Origin of the sequence: Arthrobacter sp. CJ23, from assembly GCF_024741795.1 — a bacterium.
Taxonomy (GTDB): Bacteria; Actinomycetota; Actinomycetes; order Actinomycetales; family Micrococcaceae; genus Arthrobacter.
Genome location: NZ_CP102950.1, coordinates 1,282,071 through 1,306,330, shown reverse-complemented (window position 1 = coordinate 1,306,330; position 24,260 = coordinate 1,282,071). Strand labels below are relative to the sequence as shown.

The 24,260-nt window shown below is 66.6% G+C and carries 23 protein-coding genes; 14 read left to right on the top strand and 9 right to left on the bottom strand.

What is annotated here, in order from left to right; genetic code table 11:
- Window positions 1–22 precede the first annotated feature (22 nt).
- Complete coding sequence (locus NVV90_RS05885) at window positions 23–565, bottom strand: WhiB family transcriptional regulator (protein ID WP_258440259.1); 543 nt, start codon at window positions 563–565, stop codon at window positions 23–25.
- 361 nt (window positions 566–926) lie between these two features.
- Here NVV90_RS05885 and NVV90_RS05880 point away from each other — a divergent pair, with 361 nt between their 5' ends.
- A complete protein-coding gene (locus NVV90_RS05880) occupies window positions 927–1,619 on the top strand; it encodes a TIGR03089 family protein (RefSeq protein WP_258440258.1) in 693 nt (230 codons plus the stop codon).
- Here NVV90_RS05880 and NVV90_RS05875 read toward each other — a convergent pair.
- Window positions 1,606–2,160 carry a GtrA family protein gene (locus NVV90_RS05875; RefSeq protein WP_258440257.1) on the bottom strand — a complete coding sequence of 185 codons (555 nt, stop codon included), beginning with the start codon at window positions 2,158–2,160 and terminating at the stop codon, window positions 1,606–1,608. The genes NVV90_RS05880 and NVV90_RS05875 overlap by 14 nt on opposite strands.
- Window positions 2,161–2,329: 169 nt before the next feature.
- Here NVV90_RS05875 and NVV90_RS05870 point away from each other — a divergent pair, with 169 nt between their 5' ends.
- The 5 genes from NVV90_RS05870 to NVV90_RS05850 are packed head-to-tail and all read left to right on the top strand — an operon-like array spanning window position 2,330 to window position 7,958.
- Entirely contained in the window at window positions 2,330–3,517 is a 1,188-nt protein-coding gene (locus NVV90_RS05870; RefSeq protein ID WP_396125348.1) for a 5-(carboxyamino)imidazole ribonucleotide synthase, read from the top strand.
- Window positions 3,514–4,074: a 5-(carboxyamino)imidazole ribonucleotide mutase gene (gene purE / locus NVV90_RS05865; RefSeq protein ID WP_258440256.1), complete on the top strand. Its 561-nt coding sequence runs from the start codon at window positions 3,514–3,516 to the stop codon at window positions 4,072–4,074. The genes NVV90_RS05870 and purE overlap by 4 nt, the downstream gene beginning before the upstream one ends.
- A gap of 9 nt (window positions 4,075–4,083) precedes the next feature.
- Entirely contained in the window at window positions 4,084–5,718 is a 1,635-nt protein-coding gene (locus tag NVV90_RS05860) for an LCP family protein (RefSeq protein ID WP_258440255.1), read from the top strand.
- Window positions 5,719–5,771: 53 nt separating this feature from the next.
- A complete protein-coding gene (manA, locus tag NVV90_RS05855) occupies window positions 5,772–7,019 on the top strand; it encodes a mannose-6-phosphate isomerase, class I (protein ID WP_258440254.1) in 1,248 nt (415 codons plus the stop codon).
- Window positions 7,020–7,022: 3 nt separating this feature from the next.
- Complete coding sequence (locus tag NVV90_RS05850; protein WP_258440253.1) at window positions 7,023–7,958, top strand: peptidoglycan bridge formation glycyltransferase FemA/FemB family protein; 936 nt, start codon at window positions 7,023–7,025, stop codon at window positions 7,956–7,958.
- A gap of 93 nt (window positions 7,959–8,051) precedes the next feature.
- Here the strand turns inward: NVV90_RS05850 and NVV90_RS05845 are convergent, their stop codons facing one another.
- On the bottom strand, window positions 8,052–9,008 hold the full coding sequence (locus tag NVV90_RS05845) for an endonuclease domain-containing protein (protein ID WP_258440252.1): 957 nt from the start codon (window positions 9,006–9,008) through the stop codon (window positions 8,052–8,054).
- Window positions 9,009–9,150: 142 nt separating this feature from the next.
- Window positions 9,151–10,173, bottom strand: a complete 1,023-nt coding sequence (gene glpX, locus NVV90_RS05840; RefSeq protein ID WP_258441083.1) for a class II fructose-bisphosphatase — start codon at window positions 10,171–10,173, stop codon at window positions 9,151–9,153.
- A 201-nt stretch (window positions 10,174–10,374) separates the two neighbouring features.
- Between glpX and NVV90_RS05835 the strand changes: the two genes are divergently transcribed.
- The 5 genes from NVV90_RS05835 to NVV90_RS05815 all read left to right on the top strand — a co-directional run bounded on the left by NVV90_RS05835 (window position 10,375) and on the right by NVV90_RS05815 (window position 15,767).
- Window positions 10,375–11,094: a DUF4245 domain-containing protein gene (locus NVV90_RS05835; RefSeq protein ID WP_258440251.1), complete on the top strand. Its 720-nt coding sequence runs from the start codon at window positions 10,375–10,377 to the stop codon at window positions 11,092–11,094.
- A gap of 9 nt (window positions 11,095–11,103) precedes the next feature.
- On the top strand, window positions 11,104–11,718 hold the full coding sequence (locus NVV90_RS05830; protein ID WP_258440250.1) for a carbonic anhydrase: 615 nt from the start codon (window positions 11,104–11,106) through the stop codon (window positions 11,716–11,718).
- A gap of 108 nt (window positions 11,719–11,826) precedes the next feature.
- Window positions 11,827–13,254 (top strand): class II fumarate hydratase, encoded by a 1,428-nt coding sequence (locus tag NVV90_RS05825; protein ID WP_258440249.1) that lies wholly within the window; start codon window positions 11,827–11,829, stop codon window positions 13,252–13,254.
- A gap of 144 nt (window positions 13,255–13,398) precedes the next feature.
- Window positions 13,399–14,067: a TetR/AcrR family transcriptional regulator gene (locus NVV90_RS05820; RefSeq protein ID WP_258440248.1), complete on the top strand. Its 669-nt coding sequence runs from the start codon at window positions 13,399–13,401 to the stop codon at window positions 14,065–14,067.
- A complete protein-coding gene (locus tag NVV90_RS05815) occupies window positions 14,064–15,767 on the top strand; it encodes an MDR family MFS transporter (RefSeq protein ID WP_258440247.1) in 1,704 nt (567 codons plus the stop codon). Before NVV90_RS05820 ends, NVV90_RS05815 begins: the two co-directional genes overlap by 4 nt.
- Here NVV90_RS05815 and NVV90_RS05810 read toward each other — a convergent pair.
- Complete coding sequence (locus NVV90_RS05810) at window positions 15,749–16,225, bottom strand: NUDIX domain-containing protein (protein ID WP_258440246.1); 477 nt, start codon at window positions 16,223–16,225, stop codon at window positions 15,749–15,751. The genes NVV90_RS05815 and NVV90_RS05810 overlap by 19 nt on opposite strands.
- 313 nt (window positions 16,226–16,538) lie before the next feature.
- Entirely contained in the window at window positions 16,539–17,099 is a 561-nt protein-coding gene (locus tag NVV90_RS05805; RefSeq protein ID WP_258440245.1) for an A24 family peptidase, read from the bottom strand.
- Between the two features lie 115 nt (window positions 17,100–17,214).
- On the opposite strand from NVV90_RS05805, the gene NVV90_RS05800 reads away from it, so the two are divergent.
- Both NVV90_RS05800 and NVV90_RS05795 read left to right on the top strand, forming a co-directional pair.
- Complete coding sequence (locus tag NVV90_RS05800; protein WP_258440244.1) at window positions 17,215–17,940, top strand: hypothetical protein; 726 nt, start codon at window positions 17,215–17,217, stop codon at window positions 17,938–17,940.
- A gap of 58 nt (window positions 17,941–17,998) precedes the next feature.
- Entirely contained in the window at window positions 17,999–18,646 is a 648-nt protein-coding gene (locus NVV90_RS05795) for a GNAT family N-acetyltransferase (RefSeq protein WP_258440243.1), read from the top strand.
- 118 nt (window positions 18,647–18,764) lie between these two features.
- Here NVV90_RS05795 and NVV90_RS05790 read toward each other — a convergent pair whose 3' ends face one another.
- A complete protein-coding gene (locus NVV90_RS05790; RefSeq protein WP_258440242.1) occupies window positions 18,765–20,159 on the bottom strand; it encodes a PhoH family protein in 1,395 nt (464 codons plus the stop codon).
- Between the two features lie 249 nt (window positions 20,160–20,408).
- Window positions 20,409–21,170, bottom strand: a complete 762-nt coding sequence (locus tag NVV90_RS05785) for an isoprenyl transferase (RefSeq protein WP_258441082.1) — start codon at window positions 21,168–21,170, stop codon at window positions 20,409–20,411.
- Between the two features lie 224 nt (window positions 21,171–21,394).
- On the opposite strand from NVV90_RS05785, the gene NVV90_RS05780 reads away from it, so the two are divergent.
- Window positions 21,395–22,036 (top strand): hemolysin III family protein, encoded by a 642-nt coding sequence (locus tag NVV90_RS05780; protein WP_258440241.1) that lies wholly within the window; start codon window positions 21,395–21,397, stop codon window positions 22,034–22,036.
- On the opposite strand, the gene NVV90_RS05775 is transcribed toward NVV90_RS05780, so the two are convergent.
- Window positions 22,033–24,252 carry a thioredoxin domain-containing protein gene (locus tag NVV90_RS05775; RefSeq protein ID WP_258440240.1) on the bottom strand — a complete coding sequence of 740 codons (2,220 nt, stop codon included), beginning with the start codon at window positions 24,250–24,252 and terminating at the stop codon, window positions 22,033–22,035. The genes NVV90_RS05780 and NVV90_RS05775 overlap by 4 nt on opposite strands.
- Window positions 24,253–24,260 lie beyond the last annotated feature (8 nt).

Sequence of the window (24,260 nt, the reverse complement as noted above, 5' to 3'; positions counted from 1 at the left end):
GTAACGTGAACTTCCTTGTGAATCAGACCGCTCGCTTCCTCAGCCGACGGCGTTCACGCTCGGACAGCCCGCCCCAGATACCGAAACGTTCGTCGTTCGCGAGAGCGTACTCAAGGCACTGCGAGCGGACGTTGCAGGCTCCGCAGACCTTCTTGGCGTCCCTCGTGGAGCCGCCCTTTTCGGGGAAGAATGCTTCCGGGTCGGTCTGGGCACAGAGCGCATCGCTCTGCCAGCCAAGTTCGCCTTCATCATCGAAGTCGTCCTGGCGGGGCAGCCCGATCCACACCGGCTGCGAGGGGTTATCGACCGGACGCCGCAACTCCATGGGAGGGTCATCCAGATCATCGTCCGGAGCTCCCGGATCGCCGAGCAATGCCTCATGTGCCGCGAGGAGGGCAGTTGCCTGCTCCTCAAGCGATTGCTGGACATTGTCGCTGTAGCGGTCCGCCGCTTCCGGATCCGCCGGGTCGACGTACCAATCCCCAGGCACACCCCGCGACCGGTATTTCACTGACGCATGTTCTGCGACGACTGCATCTTGCTGAATAGGCAACGCTTGCCCCATGGCGCCCCTCCTGATGTTGCAGCTGCTGTCCTGAACGTCGGCACTCGGTGGTGTGCCTGATGTTTGCGCAGCGGCGGTCTATACCTAATTACACGTGTGTAACTACGCAGCCGTCAAGCCGCGCTGGATAATAATCAACTTCCTGTAGAAACGCGCGATGCGCCACGCCCCGTGTTTTGCGCCCACGTTTGGCCGGGCAGGAGGGAAACGAAAGCCCTGCATCAGTTCGCATGCATATTCATTGAATTTCAGGGAAATTCCAGATGCACGGCAGCGCGCGTCCGTCCGCCAAGGGCCCGGAAACGTGGCGCAATTCACATTCCCAGGAGCCTGCCGCCCGGCCCCGTGACAAGATGTAGCCATGAGCATTCCGGCGATGAAACTGATGACCGCACTCCGGTCCGGCCATGCGACCTACCCGCGCCTGACCTGGTATGGCCCGGACTCCGAACGCGTGGAGTTGTCCGGCCGCGTTCTGGACAACTGGGTGGCCAAGACCAGCAACCTGCTGCAGGACGAGCTGGACGCCGAGCCCGGGATGAGTCTGCGCGTGGACCTGCCGGCGCACTGGAAATCGTTCGTGTGGGCCCTGGCCGGATGGCAGCTGGGCATGGAACTGGTGCTCGACGGCGGCGACGCCGAACTGCTCGTGACAGACACCCCGGAGGTGGGTTCCGGCGGCTTCAATGCCGTGGTGGCCGTTCCCCTCGCCGCGTTGGCGATGCGCTGGCCAGGGGAGCTGCCCGCCGGCGTCGTCGACTATGCCGCGGAGGTCCGTTCGCACGGCGATGTGTTCATGGCCCACAACGAACCGGAAGAGGCGATGCCGGCGCTTCGGGGCTCCGCCGCACACCACCACGGTGGCCTGCTGGACGGCTTCGCGCAGGCCCAGGAGCCCGGGGTCAGGCTGCTGGTGCGCGCCGGCGTCGGGCTCGAAACAGCCCTCGCCGCGGCCCTCGGGGCCTGGATGCAGGACGGCTCAGTGGTGCTGGTCCACCCGGATGTCGACGTTACGCAGCACCTGCTGGACAACGAGCGCGTCAGCGCTTCTTGACCGCGGCGGTGTCCTTGTCGATTGCGGCCCCTTCGCCCGCCCTGGGCTTGGGGTGCAGTTCGATGAGCTCGTGGTCGTGGGAGAACTCCGGCTCTTCGTCCAGTTCCTTGTTGAACACCAGGAACCGGTAGGCGAAGAAACGGACCACCGTGGCCACCAGGATGCCCAGGACACCAGCGGCAAACAGCATGTTCTTGTCCGTGATGTGCAGCCAGTAGTTGGCGATCGCCGTGAAGCCGGTGGAAATGCCGATTCCGATGCCGTTGATGATGACGAACATCACGAATTCACGCAGCACATTGTCTTGGCGGCGGTGCCGGAAGGTCCAGAAGCGGTTCGCGATCCACGAGAAAATCGTGGCGACCACGGCCCCCACAAAGCGTGCCTTGGAGGGACTGTCGGCCATGGGACCGTGCATGAGGTAGTACGTGAGGCCATTGTCAATGACAAAAGCCACGCCACCAACAGCGCCGAATTTGGCTACTTCACGCCAAAAAAGCGATGCGAGTCCGCGGATGCGATCTGCAAGTGTGGTGATCATGACCCTCCATGGCCGTTGAATATGCGGCCGATGGGCCACAGCCATTTTAGCGCCGATTCCTTGGAGGAACCGGAAGGGACCGCGATCCAGCCGGCAGTCCACGGGGCGCTCCGGCTGCCGAGGGGCACAGAATCCATGTTCCAGCCGCTGGTTCGGTAGGCTGAACCTTGTGACTTTTCCAGTAATAGGTGTGGTTGGCGGCGGCCAACTCGCACGCATGATGGCCCCGGCGGCCACCGCTCTCGGCTTCGAACTCCGCGTTTTGGCTGAAGGGGAGGACGTTTCGGCCGTCAACGCCGTGGCCACGGCCCCGGTGGGCGACTACAAGGACCTTGATGCTCTCCTCGAGTTCTCCAAGGGCCTGGACGTCCTGACCTTCGACCATGAACACGTCCCCACCGAGCACCTGCGCGCCCTGCAGGCGGCAGGCGTCAACGTGCAGCCCGGCCCTGACGCCCTCGTCAACGCCCAGGACAAACTCGTCATGCGCGCTGCCATCGACCGCCTTGGCCTGCCCAACCCCGCCTGGGCCGCGGTGCACGGCGTGGAGGAACTCGTCGCTTTCGGCGACCGGATCGGCTGGCCGGTGGTCCTCAAGACGCCGCGCGGCGGCTACGACGGAAAGGGAGTTCGCATCGTCGACTCCCCCGAGGACGCCCGCAGCGCCGCTGACTGGTTCGAGGCCATGAGCCCGCTCCTGGCCGAGGCCAAGGTGGAGTTCAGCCGCGAACTCTCCGCTTTGGTTGCCCGGACCCCCGGCGGCGAATCCCGTGCCTGGCCCGTGGTCCACACTGTCCAGGTGGACGGGGTGTGCGATGAAGTCATCGCCCCGGCGCAGGACATCCCCCTCGAAGTTGCCGCGGCAGCCGAGGAAGCCGCCCTGCGGATCGCCAACGAGCTCGGTGTCACGGGCGTCATGGCGGCCGAACTGTTCGAAACGCCCGGCGTCGGCGTCGGCTTCCTCATCAATGAACTTGCCATGCGCCCGCACAACACGGGCCACTGGACGCAGGACGGCTCCGTGACAAGCCAGTTCGAGCAGCACCTGCGGGCCGTGCTCAACCTACCTCTGGGGGCCACTGACGCCCTGGGCCCCGTGGTGGTCATGAAGAACTTCCTGGGCGGCGACAACCAGGACCTCTTCGCGGCGTACCCGATGGCTCTCTCCTTCGAACCGTCCGCCAAGGTCCACTGCTACGGCAAGTCGGTCCGTCCGGGCCGCAAGATCGGGCATGTGAACCTGGTGGGGGCCTCCGTTGCCGAGCTTGACTCCATCCGCAGCCGTGCCACCGCGGTGGCCGACATCATCCGCGACGGCAGGATGCCTGCTGCGAACACCTCCGAGGAGACAGCATGAGTGCAGAGAACGCCCCGATCGTCGGCCTGGTCATGGGCTCGGATTCCGACTGGCCCGTCATGGAAGCCGCTGCGGACGCACTGGCAGAATTCGGCATCCCCTTCGAGGCCGACGTCGTTTCCGCCCACCGCATGCCCACCGAAATGATCCGCTACGGCCAGACCGCCCACGAACGCGGCCTGCGGGTCATCATCGCCGGCGCCGGCGGCGCGGCGCACCTGCCGGGTATGCTCGCCTCCGTCACCCCGCTTCCGGTCATCGGCGTGCCTGTGCCGTTGAAGACCCTGGACGGCATGGACTCTCTGCTGTCCATCGTGCAGATGCCGGCCGGCGTTCCCGTGGCCACCGTGTCCATCGCCGGAGCCCGCAACGCCGGCCTCCTGGCGGTACGCATGCTGGCCTCCGGCACGGACGAGCTTGCCGTCCGGCTCCGCGCCGAACTGGTGGACTTCGCCCAGGAACTCAACGATGTCGCTACCAGGAAGGGCGCCAACCTTCGCGATAAGGTAGCCGAGGTCTTCTCGCAGGCCAATGTCTCAGCACGGAGTGGCCGTTAGGAACCGTTGATGTCGACCAGCACGAAGAGACCGCAGCCGCACGGGAGCGCACTGACTGATCCCGTCCGCTACCCGGCCAGTGCCAGCGCACCGGTCCGTACCAAGCGCGCCTTCGTGCTGGTCCTCCTGACCGTTTTCATACCGGGCAGCGCCCAGCTGGTTGCCGGGGACCGGCGGCTGGGCCGCGTGGCCCTCCGCATCACCCTCGCCGTCTGGGCCCTGGCCCTGCTTGCGGTCCTGGTGCTCCTGCTGAACCGGCCCCTCCTGCTGAACATCGTCACCCACCCGGTGGCCTCGCTCCTGGTGATCGTGGTGCTCGTGGCCTTGGCCATCGGCTGGGCCTTGCTGTTCATCAACACCTTCAAGATCATCCGGCCCGCCCTCCTGGCACCCGGGATGCGCCCGATTGTGGGCATCGCCGTGGTGGTGGCCATGGTCATCAGCAGCGGTTCGCTGGGCTATCTGGCCCACGTCCTCAATGTCAGCCGCAATGCGATCGGCAGCATCTTCAACTCCGGCCCGGCCATCGATCCCGTGGACGGCCGCTACAACTTCCTGATGATGGGCGGGGACGCCGGCGACGACCGCACCGGCCGCCGCCCGGACAGCCTCTCCGTGATCAGCGTTGACGCGAAGACCGGTCAGAGCGCCATCATCTCGATCCCCCGGAACCTGCAGAACGCCCGGTTCAGCGAAGAATCGCCCATGCGGGCGATCTACCCCGACGGTTACGACTGCGGCGACGAATGCCTCATCAACGCCATCAACACCGAGGTCACCAACAACTACCAGGACCTCTACCCCGGTGTGGCCGACCCCGGGGCCCAGGCCACCATGGAGGCCGTGTCCGGGACGCTGGGCATCACCGTCCAGGCCTATGTCCTGGTGGACATGGACGGCTTCGCCAAGCTCATCGACGCCATGGGCGGCATCCGCATCAAGGCCGGCGGCTGGGTGCCCATCAGCGGACCCACCGTTGACGAAATCAACGGAATCCACGGCATGCCCGAAGGCTGGATCGCGGCCGGCGAGCAGCACCTGGACGGCTTCCACGCGCTTTGGTACGGCCGGTCCCGCGAGTTCGTGGACGACTACGCCCGCATTGCCCGCCAGCAGTGCGTGCAGCAGGCCATGCTCAAGCAGCTGGATCCGGCCACCCTGCTGACCAAATTCGAGGACATCGCGAACGCCGGCACCAAGGTGGTGGAGTCCAATATCTCCTCGGCCCAGCTGGGCAGCTTCGTGGACCTGGCGATCAAGTCCAAGGGCCAGCCGGTCCAGCGCCTCACCATCGGCCCGCCGGACTTTGACGCCTCGTTCTCCACAGTCCCGGACTTCGACCAGATCCACGCCCGGGTCCAGCAGCTCCTGAAACAGGGCTCGCCGAAGGCTGACGACGCCCTGCTGCCGCAGCGCACTGCCGGCGGCGGCCTCCAGGCCGGCGGCCTGGCTCCCGAGACGCAGGCCAGCGGCGTGGCCACGGGGCAGCAGCCCTCGCCGGCGTCGTCGGACTTCACCCCCGTCACCACCACTCCGGACGGAACGCCCATCACGGTCGAACTGCTCAACGGGCTCAAGGCCCAGGGCGACGAACAGGGCATCCGCGACCTCGTGGCCACCAACGGACAGTGTGCCGCGCTCTAGCCGGGCCGCGCTCCAAGACCGCACCTCCAGCACAACGACAAGGACACCCTGCTGTGTACGAGATTGAGAACGTTTTGCGACCCTACGCCTGGGGATCGACGACGGCGATTGCCGAGCTTCTGGGACGCCCGGCTTCCGGCGGCCCGGAGGCCGAGCTGTGGATCGGGGCGCACCCCGACTCGCCGTCCACGGCCACCCGCCCCGACGGCTCCACCGTGGCCCTGGACGAACTGATCGCCTCCGATCCCGGGCATTTCCTGGGCGAGGCCAGCCTTGCCGAGTTTGGTCCGCGCCTGCCGTTCCTGACCAAGATCCTCGCGGCCGAGCAGCCGCTGTCCCTGCAGGTCCACCCGAGTCTCGAACAGGCACGGGAAGGTTTTGCCCGCGAGAACGCGGCCGGGATGGCAGCCGATTCGGCCGACCGTAACTACCGCGATGACAACCACAAACCGGAAATGATCTTTGCGCTCACCCCGTTCAAGGCCCTGTGCGGTTTCCGCGCGGCCGCCGAATCGCGGGCCATCTTCGAACACCTCGCCACAGTCCTGGACTCGGCGGCCCAGGACGTCCCCGCGGTCATCGATGGCGTCATTGCGGACCTCTCCGGCGCCGACGAGTCCGCTGCGCTGCGGGCGGCCTTCAGCCGCCTGATCGCCGGTGGCGGGGACGTCACTGCCGCCTCGGACCAGGTCATCTCCGTGCTCCGATCGGGTGCCCCGATGGAGCCGCACAGCGCGGCGCTGACCGCCGTGCTCGGCATCAACGACGCCTTCCCGGGCGACCCCGGTGTGCTGATCTCGCTGCTGCTGAACCTGGTTTTCCTGAACCCCGGCGAAGCGGTGTACCTGCCTGCAGGGAACATCCACGCCTACATCCATGGCCTGGGCGTCGAGGTCATGGCGTCCTCGGACAACGTGCTCCGCGGCGGCCTGACCCCCAAGCATGTGGACATCCCGGAGCTGAGCAAGACTATCCAGTTCGAGGCCCTCGGCGTGCCGCGCATCGAGGCAGCGCCTACGGCCTACGGCCAGGAGCTTTACCGGCCGCCGTTCCGCGAGTTCCAGCTGCAGCGCATCGAACTCAAGCCCGGTGCCGAGCCGGTGCCGCTGGCACAGACCGGTCCCGCCGTCGTCGTGGTGGTCTCCGGTGCCGTGGTCCTGGACTCTCCCAAGAGCGACCTGCCGCTGCAGCGCGGCGGCGCGGCGTTCATCCCCGACGCCGAGAACCCCGTCATGGTCCACCCGGCCTCCGGTGCCGGCACCAGCGTCGCCTTCGCCGTCACCACCGGGCTCGGGAACTGAGGCATGGAGTTCTTCCTGCAGACCGGCGCGTGGGCTGGCTTCCAGCGCTCCCTCGGGCGCGCCGTGCACCAGCAGAGCGGCCCGGGGTGGAGCTTCCTCGCCATCGAAGAGAAGAATCCGGCGGGCAAGGTCCTCTACGCGCCCTACGGTCCGGTTGCGGAGACTTTGGCAGCGTTCGACGACGCCGTGGCGGCTTTGCGGGCCCTCGCCGTGAAGCAGCGGGCTGTGTTTGTCCGGATGGAGCCGGTGGATGCCGGGTTCCCCACTGCCGACGCCGGGACCCTCCTGCGGGCGCGCGGCCTGCTGCCGGCGCCATCGAACCAGCAGCCCGAGCTCAGCTGGATCGTAGACCTCGAGGGTGACTTCAAGGACGTGTTGGCCGGCATGAAGCCGACCAACCGGAACCTGTACCGCAACATCCACAAGAAGGGTGTGACGTTCCGTTCCTCGCAGGATCCGGAAGAGATCTCCATCCTGCTGCACTTCCTGCACCTGACGGCCGCCCGCAACGGCTTCAAACCGCAGAGTGACGACTATCTGGGCAGTGTGGCACGTTCCCTGCTGCCCGCCGGTGCCGGGACACTGTTCATCGCCGAGCTCGAGGGTGAGCCCATCGCGGCGGCCCTTGCCTACGATTCGGCCGATACCCGTACCTACGCCCACGCCGCGCTGGACGATGCCCACCGCAAACTCAGCGCAGGCATCCCGCTGCTGGTCACGCTCATGGCCGACGCCAAGGAGAAGGGCCTCAAGTACGTGGACCTGTGGGGCGTGGCCCCCGAGGACCAGCCGGACCACAAATGGGCAGGCTTCACGGCCTTCAAGAAGTCCTTCGGCGGCCGCGAAGTGGCCTACCCGGGCACCTGGGACCTGCCGGTGAACAAACTCCGCTACGGCGCCTACCAGCTGGCCCGGAAGCTGCGCGAGAAGCTCCGCTAGGCTGACCTCTCCCCTCCCCCTGCGCGAACGAACACTTGAGGCCCCGATTTTCGCGAATTCTGGGCCTCAAGTGTTCGCTCGGCCAACCCGAAGTCAGCCATGCGAGGTACCCGCGGAGGAACCCGATCCAAATCCAAGGGGTCGGAGTGCTGCCCGTACCTTTTCAACAAGGAACGGTTTCTCGCCTTCGAGGTCTTCCTTGCTGACGCGTACCTCTTTCCATCCCAGCCGCTCGGTGGTGGCCTGCCGCCTGATGTCGTGCAGATACTGGTTCGGATCGGCATGATGCCCGCCGTCATATTGGAGCGCTATCCGGTGCTGCGGGTACGCCGCGTCGGGCCAAACAGCAGGCTGGCCCCAGCTGTTGCGGATGACGTGGTTGAGCATCGGTTCGCCAAGCCCGGTTCGCGAAAGGACCAACCTCATCCTGGTTTCCTGCGGGGAATCGGCGCCAACCCTGACTTCCGGAAGCGCCAGCCGGGCCGTCCGCATTCCACGCATCCCCGGATGCGCGGCGACCATGCGCCGAAGGTCATCGATCGCTGTCAGGGCTGTCTTCGGCCTCGGGAAGTCCGGCCCGTGCGCCACCACCAAGGAGTCGCCGAGTGCAACCAGGTCATCGACGCTCAGCAACGCGGCAAGGTCCAGCCACGTCCGCGCCGGAATGGTGACCCGCACGCCGTCGTGCACCACCACTTCACCCGGCCGGAATGTCATGCGGTGACCCACCACATTGCGGCGCCGGGGTTTGCTCCCGGCCCGGTCACGAGCAACGTGGATCCGCCAGTCCTCCTGGAGCCAAGCAGGAAGGCTGCCTTCCCAAATGCGCACGGCGGAATGGTGCGTAAGGACCGATGAGTCGTCCAGATCCGTGTAGGCCCGGAGATTCGCGGCTGCATCGGCGCTGCCGTTCAACGGCACCCTGATGCTGCGAGAGGGGATGAACACGTCGGCGGCCCGGATCCGCTTTCCGGGCACGCCAAGACCCTCGGCGGCGGCCGAGGTGAATGATCCGGTGAGCAATTCTTCCGGCAATGGCTTTCGTGGCATGCCCCAGTGTCCAACACCTGGCAGCTCAAGAAGCGGTTATCCACAGGCCCCCGTCAAACTCCCCGCGCGAACGAACACTTGAGGCCCCGAATCGCAAGGATCCGGGGCCTCAAGTGTTCGTTCGCGCTAAGGCGGGAAAGGGCTAGCTCTTGCGGGCGTAGCCTTCCCACTTGCTGGCCTGGTGCTCGCCGTCGACGAAGCGGATGGTGCCGGACTTGGAGCGCATGACGATCGACTGCGTCAGCACCTTGTCCTTGGAGTAGCGCACGCCCTTGAGCAGGTCACCGTCGGTGATGCCCGTGGCGGCGAAGTAGCAGTTGTCCGAGGTGACGAGGTCGTTCGTGGAAAGCACGCGGTCGAGGTCGTGGCCGGCATCGATCGCCTTCTGCTTCTCGTCGTCCGAGGTGGGCCACAGGCGGCCCTGGATGACGCCACCGAGGGACTTGATGGCACAGGCAGCGACGATGCCTTCCGGAGTGCCGCCGATGCCCATGAGGGCGTCGACGCCGGTGCCGGAGCGTGCGGCGGCAATGGCGCCGGCCACGTCGCCATCCATGATGAACTTGGTGCGGGCGCCGGCTTCGCGGATCTCTTCGACCAGCGGGCGGTGGCGGTCACGGTCAAGGATCATGACATTGAGCTGGTTGACTTTGACACCCTTGGCCTTGGCGATCAGGTGCAGGTTCTGTTTGACGGGCAGGCGCAGGTCCACCATGTCGGCGGCTTCGGGGCCCGTGACGAGCTTCTCCATGTAGAACACGGCGGAAGGATCGAACATGGAGCCGCGTTCGGCAACTGCCAGGACGGCGAGGGCGTTGTTGATGCCGAGGGCCGTCAGGCGGGTTCCATCGATGGGGTCGACGGCGACGTCGCACTCGGGGCCGGTGCCGTCACCGACCTGCTCGCCGTTGAACAGCATGGGGGCTTCGTCCTTTTCGCCCTCGCCGATGACAACGACGCCGTTGAAGTGGACGGTGTGGAGGAACGAACGCATGGCATCGACGGCGGCGCCGTCTGCCTTGTTCTTGTCGCCGAAACCTACCCAGTGGCCACCGGCAATTGCCGCGGCTTCGGTGACGCGGACCAACTCCAGTGCGAGGTTACGGTCGGGTTCGTCGAGGCCGACAGCCAGGGACGGCGAAATCGTGGAATACTGCTGGGTCATTGGTGCGGTAGACACTTAAACCTCTTCATTCGAGTGACGATTCATGGGACCAGGACCAGCTGCGGAAGGCAACTGCAGGGGTTCCCCTAGGAACGATCATAGTCGTCGCACCCTCCCCGAGTCATGGGATGACCTCCCGCTCCGGCCCGCCCTCCCGGCCCCGGATGTGTGTTCGCCACCGGGATAAGGGACTATGGAAGGGTGAGTGAAACGCAGGACAAGCCCGCAGCCGCCGCCCCGTCGGACACCGCCGAGGCCAACCGGGTCCACGCAGACCCGGCCCCCATCAAGCCCGTCATTGCCGCCAAGGCTGCAAAGCGGGCCAATGCCTCGGTGATCGGCATGGTCATCGCGCTGCTGGTCTGCGTCCTGGCCTTCCTGCCGATCGTGCTGATGAACCCGGCTCCGAAGAGCGATGGCTATCGGCCGAACGTGAATGTGTCTGCCATCGCGGCCAACGCCGCGGATGTGGCGGGATTCACACCCGTGGCCCCGGAGCTCGGCGACACATTCAGTCCCAATTACGCCAGATGGGATTCCGGGACCGCCAGCGGGGTGCCCATTTGGGAGATTGGCTACCTGACTCCCAAGGAGGCCTTCATCGGCGTCGCGCAGACCCGCAAGGCGAACCCGACGTGGCTCCTGCAGCAGACCAAGAACGCCCCCGTCACGGGCACGCGTAACGCCGGCGGGCAGGAATGGGAGCTGCGCGACTCGGGCAAGGACACCCGCAGCATGATTCTCGTGTACCGGGGAACCACCATCATCCTCAGCGGCACGGCAAGCCTGGACGAGTTCGCCACCGTGGCCGCCGCCGTCGTGAAATCCGTAGACAGCGCCCCGGCCGTACTTCCCGCTATGCCGACTTCAACGGCGAAGCCCGGCGAAACAGTGTCGCAGCCGGCCACCACCGCACCGTAAAGTAGCCCCGTGGCTACCTACCTGACCCCTGCCCTTGCCTGGCGCCGTCTGCGCGAAGGCAACGAGCGATTCGTTGCCGGTGAATCCCTGCACCCCAACCAGGACGCGTCCCGGCGTTCGTCGCTCCTGGAGCACCAGCACCCCTTCGCCGTCATTTTCGGCTGCTCCGACTCCCGCCTCGCCGCAGAGATCATCTTCGACCTCGGCCTGGGCGATGCCTTCGTGGTCCGCACGGCGGGCCAGGTGATTGACGACGCCGTCCTCGGCTCCCTCGAATACAGCATCAGCGAGCTCGGCGTTCCCCTGATCGTCATCCTGGGCCATGACAGCTGCGGTGCCGTGAGCGCCACCAAGGCCGCTGTGGAAACCGGTGACATGCCCGTGGGCTTCATCCGCGACCTCGTGGAACGCATCACGCCCTCGGTCCTGACGTCCCTGCGCAACGAGCAGCATGACGTCAACGAGATGGTGGTGGAGCACGTCAAGCAGACCGCCAAGCGCCTGGCCGACAGTTCCCGTGTGATTTCGGACGCCATCGACGACGGCCGGGTGGCCGTCGTCGGCCTTTCCTACAAGCTGGATGAAGGCCGGGCCGCGCTGGTTTCCGGCATCGGCAAGCTGTAGGGGGCACCGCCGGCGCCCGGAACCGCGAGGCTCCGGGCACAGCGGGAGGACCCGTAGCATGCGGGTCCGGGTTTTCGGAGTGGGGACGGATCGCCCTAAGCTAGCCCCATGACTTCCACTGCTGAATTCCGCATTGAACATGACACGATGGGCGAAGTTCGCGTCCCCGTGAACGCCCTGTACCGCGCCCAGACGCAGCGCGCCGTGGAGAACTTCCCGATTTCCGGCAAGACCCTCGAGCGCACCCACATCGAGGCCCTGGCCCGTGTCAAGAAGGCCGCTGCACTGGCGAACGCCGAACTGGGGGTGCTCGATGGTGAGCTCGCCGAGGCGATTGCCGCTGCTGCCGATGAGGTTGCCGCCGGCAAGTACGACGGCGACTTCCCCATCGACGTCTTCCAGACCGGCTCGGGCACCTCCTCCAACATGAACACCAACGAGGTCATCGCCGAGCTCGCAACGCGCGCCCTCGCCGCCGCCGGGAGCGACAAAGTTGTCCACCCGAACGACCACGTCAACGCCTCCCAGTCCTCCAACGACGTCTTCCCGACGTCCGTGCACGTTGCCGCCACCTCGGCCCTGATCAACGACCTGATCCCGGCGCTGGACTACCTGGCAGCTTCCCTGGACCGCAAGGCCGTGGAGTTCAAGGACGTCGTCAAGTCCGGCCGTACCCACCTCATGGACGCCACTCCGGTCATGCTGGGCCAGGAGTTCGGCGGCTACGCTGCCCAGGTCCGCTACGGCATCGAGCGCATCAACGCCTCCCTCCCCCGCGTCGCCGAGGTTCCCCTGGGCGGCACGGCCGTGGGCACCGGCATCAACACGCCGGCAGGCTTCCCGGAGCGCGTCATCGAGCTCCTGGCTGCCGACACGGGCCTGCCGCTGACCGAGGCCCGCGACCACTTCGAGGCGCAGGCCAACCGCGACGGCCTCATCGAGGGCTCCAGCCAGCTGCGCAACATCGCGATCTCCTTCATGAAGATCAACAACGACCTCCGTTGGATGGGCTCCGGCCCCAACACCGGCCTCGGCGAAATCGCCATCCCGGACCTGCAGCCGGGCTCCTCGATCATGCCGGGCAAGGTCAACCCCGTCATCTGCGAGGCGTCCATCATGGTCTGCGCCCAGGTCATCGGCAACGACACCGCCATCGCATGGTCCGGCACCAACGGCGCCTTCGAGCTCAACGTCGGCATCCCCGTCATGGCCGCCAACCTGCTCGAGTCCATCCGCCTGCTGGCCAACACCAGCCGCGTCATGGCCGACAAAATGATCGACGGCATCACCGCCAACGTGGAGCGCGCCCGCTTCCTGGCCGAGGCCTCCCCGTCCATCGTGACGCCGCTGAACAAGTTCATCGGGTACGAGAACGCCGCCAAGATCGCCAAGATCGCCGTCAAGGAGGGTCTGACCATCCGCCAGGCAACCGAGAAGCTCGGTTTTGTTGGTGAGGGCGAAGGCAAGGTCTCCGAGGCAGAGCTGGACAAGGCCCTTGACGTCACCACCATGACGTCCCCGGCACACAAGGCCTGACTTCTGGTCTAAGACTTAAAGCACGACGACGGCCGGTACCTTTCTTCGAGAAGGTGCCGGCCGTTGGCGTACGCGGGTGGATGTGAGAGACGGCACACGGCTATCTTTTTGCACTTTTAATGCAAGAGTGCAAAACTTTACTATGTGAGCAATAGTGCAAATATAGACGGCAGTCTCCGCGAGCGTAAGCGGGCTGCCACGCGGTCGGCGATTACCGCCGTCGCGCGTTCCCTGACGGCAGACCGCGGACTGAACGGCTACACGGTTGAGGAAGTCTGCGAAGAAGCCGGAATCTCCCGGCGAACCTTCTTCAACTACTTCCATTCCAAGGAAGACGCCGTCATTGGCTCGTTCTCCGATGACCTTCCCCAGGATGCCCTGGCGGACTTCACCCTGAACCCTGGCCGCATGCCGAACACCATCTCCAGCACGCTGCTCGCGGCGTTGCACCACCTGACGCTCACCATCATGGAGCGCTCGGCCGTCAGCCGGGCGGAAGTGCACCAGCTCATCGCGGCCATCAAGGCAGAACCACAATTGCTGGGACGGATGACGCTCGAAGGCGAAGCCCGGGAGCGCCAGTTTGCCGAGCTCATTGCGGCCCGCGAGGGCCTGCCTCCTGAGCACCCGGAAATCATCATGGCGGCGGCTGTCTTCGGTGCGGTCTCCAAGAGGACGGCCCAGCAGTTCTTCTCCGAAGACAACACCCGGCCCTACCGCGGGCTGCTCGAAACGAACCTCAGGGCGGCCCAAAAGCTCTTCTCCCAACCGCTGGACACCACGCCCGCCGACACCTCAAAGGACCACGCATGACTACCCTCCCGAAGCCGGCGGAACCGCTGCTGCTCACCCAGCGAAGAATCTGGATCATCTTCTCGGCCCTGATCGCGGGCATGCTGCTCTCCAGCCTGGACCAGACCATCGTCTCAACCGCCATGCCCACCATCGTGGGCAAGCTGGGCGGCGTGGAGCACCAGGCCTGGATCACCACCGCCTACCTGCTCGCGACCACCATCGTCATGCCCATCTACGGCAAGTTCGGCGACGTCCTGGGCCGCAGGAACCTGTTCCTCATTGCCATCGGCCTGTTCACGGCCGCGTCCGTGGGCTGTGCGTTCGCCACGGACTTCTGGGGCTTCGTGATCTTCCGTGCCCTCCAGGGCCTGGGCGGCGGCGGCCTGATGATCCTCTCGCAGGCCATCATCGCCGACATCGTCCCGGCCAAGGACCGCGGCAAGTACATGGGCCCGCTGGGCGCCATCTTCGGCCTCTCCGCCGTGGCCGGCCCTCTGCTGGGCGGCTTCTTCGTTGACCACCTGACGTGGGAATGGGCCTTCTACATCAACATCCCCATCGGCATCGCCGCGTTCGCCATCGCCTGGTTCACCCTGACCCTGCCGAACAAGAAGGCCGAGAAGCGCATCGACATCCTCGGTGTGCTGCTGCTCTCCGCCGCCACCGCCTGCCTGATCTTCTTCACCGACTTCGGCGGCAAGAAGGACGAAGGCTGGGATTCCCCGCTGACCTGGGCGTTCGGCGCCGGCATGGTCCTCTCCGCGTTCCTCTTCATCCAGGTGGAACGCCGGGCCGAGGACCCCATCATCCCGCTGAGCCTGTTCAGGAACCGGATCTTCGTCAATGCCACGGCCATCGGCTTCACCCTGGGCCTGGGCATGTTCGCGGCCATCGCCTTTGTCCCGACGTTCCTGCAGATGTCCTCCGGGACGTCCGCGGCCGTCTCCGGCCTGCTCATGCTGCCGATGATGGTGGGCCTGATGGGCACCTCCATCTACTCCGGCATCCACATCTCCAAGACCGGCAAGTACAAGATGTACCCGATCCTGGGCGCCGCCCTCACCATCGTGGCCATGCTCTGGCTGACCACACTGACGGCCTCCACGCCCATCTGGGTGATCTGCGTGCAGCTCTTCATCTTCGGCTCCGGCCTGGGCCTGATCATGCAGGTCATCGTCCTGGTGGTGCAGAACGCCGTCCCGGCCGAGCAGATCGGCACCGCCACCAGCACCAACAACTATTTCCGCGAAGTGGGCGCTTCCCTGGGCGTGGCCGTGTTCGGCTCGATCTTCACCACCCGCCTGGCAGAGTCCCTCACCAACGCCTTCACCGGTGCCGGAGCCTCGGCCGAACAGGCATCCCGGTCCACCAGCACCCTGGACCCGCAGACGCTGGCCCAGTTGCCGGCACAGATCAAGGACGCGATCATCAACGCCTACGCCGATTCACTGGCCCCGGTGTTCTGGTACCTGATCCCGTTCATCGCCGTCGCACTGCTGCTTGCCATCACCCTCAAGCAGATCCCGCTCTCGGACACCGCCGGCATGGTGGCCCGTGGCGAGGCCGTGGGCGGCGAGGAGGCGGAGCGCCTGGAAGCAGAGCGCACCGCCAAGGCAGAGGCTCCGGCCGACGCACCGACAGATGCGCAGGCAGTGCAGCCGGCTGACGAGGACCGCGCCGGGGCCCGGGTCCGTCAGCCTCAGTCCTCGAGTTGGTAGGCCACGGGACCTTCGGGTTCCGTAGCCAACCGGAGGACTTCGAGCTGGCCGGCGCTCATCTCCGGCAGCTCGTCCAGGGCGAACCACCCGACGGCCGTGGATTCGTCGTCGTTGACCTGGGCCTCCCCGGAGACGTACCGGCAGCGGAAAGCGATGTCCAGGAAGTCGCACACGTCGCCGTTGGGGAAGGTCACCGGGCCCACGACGCCGACGGCGATGATCCGCTCGGTCTCCGCCACCACCGCCGTTTCCTCGAAGATTTCCCGGACCAGCCCGGGCGCGGGATGTTCCCCCGGTTCGAGCATCCCCGAGATCAGGGTCCAGTGCCCGTTGTCGGAGCGCTGGCACAGCAGCACGCGGCCTTCGTCGTCGAAAACGGCACCACGCACCGCAGGCAGCCAGAGCGGATCGTTGCCGATTTTCTCGCGGAGTCTGAGCACGAAGTCGGGTGCACCCATGGCCTAGGATTCCTTCAGTTTGTTGGTTGCGGTGCCCACTGGGTGGTCCCGTGCCGATGCGTTTGCCCGCCACCGCCGCAGGCCATAACCGCTGCCAGGAGGGATGCCCCGCACGCCGCGGCACGGACCGCCGGACGGGTCCTGTTTCGAATTCCCACGGGCATCCCCTTCTGACCGGCTATGCCCCTTGCGCCCGGCTATGCACGAGCATGCACCCAACGGGCCCGCCGTTCAATCCCCGGTCTTCACTGCCAGAGCCCGCCGCCAGTGCGCCATGGTCCCACAGGCAGCCTGACAGGCAAGCAGCAGGCCGTCAGGCCGGCAGCAGGAGCATCGCGGCGGCTGCGCCGGCAAGCATGAACGGCCCGAAGGGAATCGCCGATTTCAAGGTCCCGCGGCGCGTGGCCAGTACCGCCATGCCCCACACACCGCCGAACAGGAACGCCGCGAACGTCCCGGCAAAGACGTGGGCCCAGCCCAGGTAGCCAAGATAGAGGCCCAGCACGCCCGCCAGCTTGACATCGCCGAAGCCCATGCCCGCCGGGTAGATCACGCGCAAGACGAAATAGAACAACCACAGCACGGCTCCCCCGGCCACGATCCCCAGCCCGGGGACCCCGAAAAGGTTCGCGCCGCCGTCGGGCACTTTCCCGGGAACCGCGGCGTCGGACAGCTCAGCCAGCACCGCGGCCCCCAGCAGCAGGACACCGGCCACTCCGTAGGACGGGAAAACGATCCGGTTGGGCAGCAGGTGGTGGCGGACATCGATGATGGTCAGGCGCACGGCCATCACGGCAAAATACAGGCACGCCGCGATCACCAGCCAGAAGCCCCAGGGGCTGGCGTCCCAGAGGGCGGCAAGTCGTCGGATCACACTCGGATGCTACCGGTTTTCCCGCCGGCCGCGCGGGGCCTGAGGCTAAACTGTGGATATGGGGCGCTTCAGTGCAGCTGGACAGGGTAGCCAGCAAGGCAATCAACAGGCCGACATGTCCTCCACGTTCAGGAATCTGTGCCGGTCCTCGCCCTGGAAGTGGACCAGCCTGAGGTTCGAATACCTCGACCGGCCGGGAACGGGCGCCGACATGGTCCGCGCCTGGCTGCGCCGGCCCGGGGCCCTCAGGCTGGAGACGCCGGACGGCATCCTCCTGTACAGCACCACAGGGATCAACGATTCCCGCGATGGCCTCTACATCAGCGCCACGCGGAAGTCCTGGCTGCTGCCTGCCCACCTGGTGACGCCGGTGTACGACGGCGCAGGCCTGGTCCGGCGCCGACCGGAAGCCGCCTACGGCGAGCCGTCGTTCGGCAACAGCCGGCTGGCCGCCGCCTTGGATCCCGTGGAGCTGGCCGGAAACGCTCCCGTGCCCATGGAATTCCCGGACTCCAATCCCGTGGACGTGGACGAGATCCGGGAAGTGGAGCACGAGGGCCGGATGGCCCTTGAGGCGATTGTCCGGCCGGGGCGCAACTATGCACCCGCGGATCCGGCCGATCCCCTGGCCCATCCGGGCCGCACCCTGGTCCGCATCGACACCGGCACCGGCGTGTGCGTCGCCAGCCAGTCCCTCGACGGCGACAGTTCGGGCACCGGCCACTGGATGAAGATCCTCGCCGTGGAAGAATACATGCTCGATGACCTTTTCCTGGCCGAGTCCATGAACCTCACGGACGTGCGCCGCCACATTTCCTGGGACATCGGCCCGGCCGCCTGACCGCTGCCCGGCGCCGAGTTCGGAGTGCAGGGCGTGTGGAACCCGCTAGGCTTCTGGGATGACTTCGCTCACCGCCGTCTGGCCCCCGTTTGGACTCACGCTGACCACGCCCCGCCTGGTACTCCGGACCATCCGCGACGAGGAGATCCCGGCAGCGGTGGCGGCGGCCCGCAGCGGAATCCACGACGCCGGCCGCTCGCCCTTCAGCAACCCCTGGACGGAGCTGCCCGACGAGGAACTGGGCCCCAACATGGCCCGCTGGTACTGGCGCTGCCGTGCGGGAATGGCGCCGGAATCGTGGACGCTCCTCCTGGGCATCTGGCACAACGATGAGTTCATCGGCTGCCAGGACGTCGAGGCCAAGAATTTCACGGCACTCAAGACCGTCAGCACCGGTTCCTGGCTCAAGCGGTCCGGGCAGGGCCGCGGCCTGGGCAAGGAGATGCGCGCCGCCGTCGTCAGCTACGCCTTCGACCACCTGAATGCGAACGTCGCCGAATCCGAAGCCGCCGCCTGGAACGAACAGTCCCTCGGCGTCTCCCGCTCCCTCGGCTACGAGCTCAACGGCATCTACCGCACCAGCTGGGGCCCCAAAACAGAAGACGTCCAACGCGTCCGCCTCACCCCCGAATCCTTCAAACGCCCCGACTGGACCCTGAAGGTAGAAGGCCACAAAGAGTTCGCCACATTCCTCGGCATCGCCTGAAGGTGGCTGGGTCCGCCAGGTAGTGGTCCTTCGCCGTCCCTTCTATAGTTGTCAAGCGACGGAGAAGGGCCGTGGTCCGACGAACTGGACCACGGCCCCTCGTGAACAGAGAGCCGGCTTAGATCTCGGCCCCCTCCAGCAGTTCCGTCACCAGGGCTGCGATCGGGGAGCGTTCGGAGCGGGTCAGGGTGATGTGGCCGAACAGCGGGTGACCTTTGAGGGTCTCGACGACGGCGGCGACGCCGTCGTGCCGGCCGACGCGCAGGTTGTCGCGCTGGGCGACGTCGTGGGTCAGGACGATCTTGGAGTTCTGCCCGATGCGGCTCATGACGGTCAGCAGGACGTTCTTCTCAAGGGACTGGGCTTCGTCAACGATCACGAAGGCGTCGTGGAGGGAGCGGCCGCGGATGTGCGTGAGCGGCATGACCTCGAGCATGCCCCGGTCCATGACTTCTTCGACGACTTCCTGGCTGACCAGCGCGCCGAGGGTGTCGAAGACGGCCTGCGCCCAGGGGTTCATCTTCTCGGCCTCGGAACCGGGCAGGTAGCCGAGCTCCTGGCCGCCCACTGCGTAGAGCGGCCGGAACACGATCACCTTGCGGTGTTCGCGGCGTTCCAGGACGGCTTCCAGGCCCGCACAAAGCGCGAGGGCTGACTTGCCCGTGCCGGCCCGGCCGCCGATGGACACAATGCCCACGGCCGGGTCCATCAGCAGGTCGATCGCGAGGCGCTGCTCTGCGGAGCGCCCGTGCAGTCCGAAGACGTCGCGGTCTCCCTTGACGAGACGGACCTGCTTGTCGGCGCCCACACGGCCGAGGGCGGAGCCCCGGTTGGACAGCAGCACCAGGCCGGTGTTCACGGGCAGTTCGGCGGCCGCCGGTATGAAGACCGGCTCGTGGCCGTAGAGGGTTGTGATTTCCTCCTCGTTGGCTTCCACTTCAGCCATGCCGGTCCAGCCCGAGTCCTTGACCAGTTCGTTGCGGTATTCGTCTGCGTGCAGGCCCATGGCCGAGGCCTTGACGCGCATCGGCAGGTCCTTGGACACCACCGTGACGTTGTGGCCCTCGTTGGCCAGGTTCTTGGCGACGGCCAGGATGCGGCTGTCATTGTCGCCGCCGCGGAATCCTGCGGGCAGGACCTCGGTGGAGATGTGGTTCATCTCGACGCGCAGGTGTCCGCCATCGCCGCCGAGCGGTATGGGGTGGTCGAGGCCGCCGTGTTCGATCCTCAGGTCGTCCAGGAGGCGGAGCGCCTTGCGGGCAAAGTACCCCAGTTCCGGATCATGGCGTTTGCCTTCCAGTTCGGTAATGACCACGATCGGCACAATCACCTCGTGCTCGGCGAAGTGCAGCAGCGCATGCGGGTCCGAAAGCAAGACGGACGTGTCAATTACGTAGCTGCGGCTCGCAGCGGACGGTGCTGTCCGCGCCCCTTTTGAGGCCCGCTTGGTGTGAGAGGTAGCTGAACTTCCCTCGTCTGAAACGACAACGGGCAGTTGCTCAGAAATAGCCACATCGACTCCAGCCCCGGGCGGTCGCCCGGCTCATTGGTGAGGCGGTTCGGCCTGAAGGCCGGGCGTGGCCTCCCCTGTATTCGGTGCGAAAATCCGCTCCATCTACTGGCCTCCCCGATTAGCGGGCAGTTTGCCTGCTAATGGGATTAACGTATTCCTGCGCGGTTACATTTCCGCGTAGGCGCGGCGGCCTGTCGTGTGTCGAGGCGGTGAATTCCGGGTTAACGGGATTTCACAGGGCGCCCGGCCCTACGCCCCGAAGCGCCGCTGGCGCCCGGCATAGTCACGGAGGGCCCTCAGGAAGTCGACTTTGCGGAAGGCCGGCCACAGCGCTTCGCAGAAGTAGAACTCGCTGTAGGCGCTCTGCCACATCAGGAAGCCCGAAAGCCGCTGCTCACCCGAGGTCCGGATGACCAGTTCGGGATCGGGCTGCCCGCGCGTGTACAGGAAGCGCGAGATGTCGTCCACGGACAGGGCATCGGCCACCTCGGCCATGCCCCGCCCCTCGGCGGCGGCTTCGTGCAGGAGTTCCCGGACGGCGTCGACGATTTCCCGCCGGCCGCCGTACCCGACGGCGACATTCACGTGGATCTTTTCCTGGATGGGTGTCCGGGCGGTGAGCTTGTTGAGGCGCTCGGCGAGGTAGTCGGGCAGGAGCTCCGGGGCACCCATGGCGCGGACGGAAATGTTCTCGTCCTCGTCCAGGCGGTCCATGGTGTTGGCGATGATCCCCATGAGCAGGTCCAGTTCCTCGCCGGAGCGGCTCATATTGTCCGTGGACAGCATGTACAAAGTGACAACTTTGACGCCCAGCTCCTGGCACCAGCCAAGGAATTCGTGGATCTTGTCGGCGCCGGCCTGGTGGCCCTGGCTGGTGGGCGCGTTGAACTGCCTCGCCCAGCGGCGGTTGCCGTCCACCATGACGCCGATATGCCGCGGAATCCGCTGCGGATCGAGCGAGCGGGCCAGCTTGCGTTCGTAGAAGCCGTAGAGGAAACCGGGAAGTTCCATCCGGATGCTCACCTGACTCCCTTTGAGTTGACGACGGCGGTGCGGGGCCGGCCGCGGACCGGCCAGCAGCCATTTGCGGCTGCTTTCAGCGGCGGCGGTGGCGCCGCAGCTGCATGTTCTAGGCTACCTGCCTAAGCCGGGCGCTCGGTGCAGAGGCCCCTGACGGCAGCCAAAGAAATGTCTACTCACGGGTAACTTACCGTTCCGTAGCTTACTCTTTAACAATGGCCGAGCTCCTCACCACCAAGCCCACCTGGCGCGGGTGGATCCATGCCGTGGCCGCCCCCTTGGCTGTCGCCGCAGGCATCATCCTGGTCGCCCTGGCACCCAGCACGGACCGGAAAGTCGCGTCCGTTGTCTACGCTGTCACGGGCGTGCTGCTCTTTGGCGTCAGCGCCGTCTACCACCGGGGCAACTGGTCCCCGCCGGTCAGGATGCTGCTCAAGCGCCTGGACCATACCAACATCATGCTGGTCATTGCGGGCAGCTATACGCCGCTGGCCTGGTCACTACTGGAGCGCTCGCAGGCCGTACTCCTGTTGTGGGTGATCTGGTCCGGGGCCATCCTGGGCGTACTCTTCCGGGTGCTCTGGACCGGGGCGCCGCGGTGGCTCTATGTGCCGATCTATGTGGCCCTGGGCTGTGGCGCCTTGTTCTATCTCCCCCAGTTCTTCGCGGCCAACGCCGCCGCCGCCGTCCTTATCTGCCTTGGCGGGGCCCTCTACATCGCCGGCGCCGTGTTCTACGGCATCAAGAAGCCCAACTTCAGCGTGCAGAACTTCGGCTTCCATGAGCTCTTCCATGCCTTCACGGTGCTCGCCTTCGCGGCCCACTTCATCGCAATCATGATGGCGGTGCTGAGCTAGGCGTCATGCCCAGGCTGCTGGTTTCCCGCGGTCATCGCGGCCAGGCGCTCCCGCAGCTCACGCACGGAACCCACCGGCCGGTCGCACACCATCGCTCGGCACAGATACACCTGCGGCGAGCCGTCGGCAGCGGCTGAACGGTTGGCCAGGAGCGGGACCTGCCGCCGGGCACTCTGGGAACCTTCGGCACTGCCGCCACCCCCGGCACCGTCCGCACCGCTGTCGTCGAGCTGCAGGGCGACCACCAGCCCCGGGCTCGAAGATTCCAGCAGCGCCTGGTGCAGTCCGCGCCGGGCGGACCCGTCAGGCCCGGCGATGGCGGCCTCCACCGGGCCGGCCAGGGCCGCCTGCGCCGTTGCCAGGAGCCAGCCCGCAGCCCGGGGAGCCCTCGTAGCCACGGGTGGCAGGAGCCCCAGGATGTTCCCCGCCATGAACCGGTGCTCGTGTGAGCCGGAATAGGCTGCATAGCTCAGGAGCACGCCAGCGAAGGCCGCGGCTCCGCTGGGCGTGACGTTGTCGAAGGGATCCAGCACGGATTGCCGGCCCTGGGCGTTGAAGAGCTGCGCGGACTCGCCCGCCGAATCCACCAGCCTCCCCTCGGCCACGAAGCGGGAGCAGGCGGCCCCGATGATGTCCTCCGCCAGGGCGTACCATCGGCTTTCTCCGGTGACCGAGTACAGGGCCAGGAGACCCTCGGCGCAGAAGCCGTAGTCCTCCAGCAGGCCGCCGATGCCGCGGGCGGCGCCGCCGTGCGAGACCCTTGTCAGCAGCCTTGCATCCGCGTTCCAGTGGACGCGTTCGAGGTACCCGGCCACGCCGGCGGCCGCCGCAACGAGTCCGGGACGGTCCAGCACGGCACCGGCTTCCGCCAGGGCGGCCACGGCGAGTCCGTTCCAGCCAGCAACCACCTTGTCGTCGCGGGCCGGCTGGGGACGCCGGGCGCGGGCGGCCAGCAGAACGGGTCGCGCACGCTCCCACAGCCGAAGCTCCGGGCCCTCCAAGCGGCGGCCCGGATGCAGCGGCGAGCCCAGCTCCGACACTGTTCCGGCGCCGCGGATGTTCATGAGCTTTGCAACTGCCCCGGCACCATCCAGTCCCAGGACCTCATCCAGGACCTCATCCAGGACCTCGCCCAGCGACTCCGGGGTCCACAGGTAGGCGGCGCCCTCATGGTGCACGCCGTCCACCACGGTGTCGGCGTCGAGCGAGGAGGCGAGTCCTTGCGGACCCGCGCCGGTTCCGAGCCCCAACCCCAGGCCAAGCGACGCGAGCATCCAGTCCGCGCAGCGGGACGCCACCTCCGCGGCCTCCCCTGCCGAGAAGACCCCGTTGCCGCCCAGGCGCATCCAGTGCGTGTAGACACGCAGCAGCTGGGCGTTGTCGTAGAGCATCTTCTCGAAGTGAGGGACGGACCACTCGGCCGTGACCGAATAGCGCGCAAACCCGCCGTCGAGCTGGTCGCACAGGGCTGAGCGGGCCATCGCGGCCAGCGTCCGGGCGGCCATGTCGCCCGCGGTTTCGGCAGTGTCCGAAGGCATGGCGGCGTGCCGGATCAGGAACTCGAGCACCGCCGACGGCGGGAACTTGGGCGCGCCGCCAAAGCCGCCGTCGGGATCCTCGGAACGGGCCAGCGCGCAGACGGCTTCGGACAGCATCTCCGCGTCCACGACGGCGGGTGGGCCGTCGAGCGCGACGGCGGCGGCAAGCTGCCCCTCGCCCATGTGGACGGCCAGGCCGCGGGCGTTCTGTTCGACGGCGTCGCGGCGTTCCAGCCAGGCCTCACGGACGGCGTCGAGCACCTGGCGGAAGGAGGGGCTCCCGGGCATGGGCCGGGGCGGGAAATAGGTCCCGGCATGGAAGGCCAGGCCCTCCGGGGTGAGGAACACGGACATGGGCCAGCCGCCCTGGCCGCTGATGGCCTGCGTGGCCGCCATGTAGACGGCGTCGACGTCGGGGCGTTCTTCCCGGTCCACCTTGATGGCCACGAAATGGGCGTTCAGGTAGTCTGCGGTGTCCTGGTCCTCGAAGGACTCCTGGGCCATGACGTGGCACCAGTGGCAGGCGGCATAGCCGATCGAGAGGAACACGGGAACATCCCTGGCTGCGGCGAAGGCGAAGGCCTCATCACCGAACGGCCGCCAGTGGACCGGGTTGTGCGCGTGCTGGCGCAGGTAGGCCGACGGTTCATCGCCCAGGGCGTTTGCGGCCCCGGGCATGTTGTGTG

What these genes read in the sequence shown, in the direction of transcription:
- NVV90_RS05885 (WP_258440259.1), bottom strand. Translation starts at nt 565, where the DNA reads ATGGGGCAAGCGTTGCCTATTCAGCAAGATGCAGTCGTCGCAGAACAT.
- NVV90_RS05880 (WP_258440258.1), top strand. Translation starts at nt 927, where the DNA reads ATGAGCATTCCGGCGATGAAACTGATGACCGCACTCCGGTCCGGCCAT.
- NVV90_RS05875 (WP_258440257.1), bottom strand. Translation starts at nt 2,160, where the DNA reads ATGATCACCACACTTGCAGATCGCATCCGCGGACTCGCATCGCTTTTT.
- purE (WP_258440256.1), top strand. Translation starts at nt 3,514, where the DNA reads ATGAGTGCAGAGAACGCCCCGATCGTCGGCCTGGTCATGGGCTCGGAT.
- NVV90_RS05860 (WP_258440255.1), top strand. Translation starts at nt 4,084, where the DNA reads ATGTCGACCAGCACGAAGAGACCGCAGCCGCACGGGAGCGCACTGACT.
- NVV90_RS05850 (WP_258440253.1), top strand. Translation starts at nt 7,023, where the DNA reads ATGGAGTTCTTCCTGCAGACCGGCGCGTGGGCTGGCTTCCAGCGCTCC.
- NVV90_RS05845 (WP_258440252.1), bottom strand. Translation starts at nt 9,008, where the DNA reads ATGCCACGAAAGCCATTGCCGGAAGAATTGCTCACCGGATCATTCACC.
- glpX (WP_258441083.1), bottom strand. Translation starts at nt 10,173, where the DNA reads ATGACCCAGCAGTATTCCACGATTTCGCCGTCCCTGGCTGTCGGCCTC.
- NVV90_RS05825 (WP_258440249.1), top strand. Translation starts at nt 11,827, where the DNA reads ATGACTTCCACTGCTGAATTCCGCATTGAACATGACACGATGGGCGAA.
- NVV90_RS05815 (WP_258440247.1), top strand. Translation starts at nt 14,064, where the DNA reads ATGACTACCCTCCCGAAGCCGGCGGAACCGCTGCTGCTCACCCAGCGA.
- NVV90_RS05810 (WP_258440246.1), bottom strand. Translation starts at nt 16,225, where the DNA reads ATGGGTGCACCCGACTTCGTGCTCAGACTCCGCGAGAAAATCGGCAAC.
- NVV90_RS05800 (WP_258440244.1), top strand. Translation starts at nt 17,215, where the DNA reads ATGTCCTCCACGTTCAGGAATCTGTGCCGGTCCTCGCCCTGGAAGTGG.
- NVV90_RS05795 (WP_258440243.1), top strand. Translation starts at nt 17,999, where the DNA reads ATGACTTCGCTCACCGCCGTCTGGCCCCCGTTTGGACTCACGCTGACC.
- NVV90_RS05785 (WP_258441082.1), bottom strand. Translation starts at nt 21,170, where the DNA reads ATGGAACTTCCCGGTTTCCTCTACGGCTTCTACGAACGCAAGCTGGCC.
- NVV90_RS05780 (WP_258440241.1), top strand. Translation starts at nt 21,395, where the DNA reads ATGGCCGAGCTCCTCACCACCAAGCCCACCTGGCGCGGGTGGATCCAT.
- NVV90_RS05775 (WP_258440240.1), bottom strand. Translation starts at nt 24,252, where the DNA reads ATGCCCGGGGCCGCAAACGCCCTGGGCGATGAACCGTCGGCCTACCTG.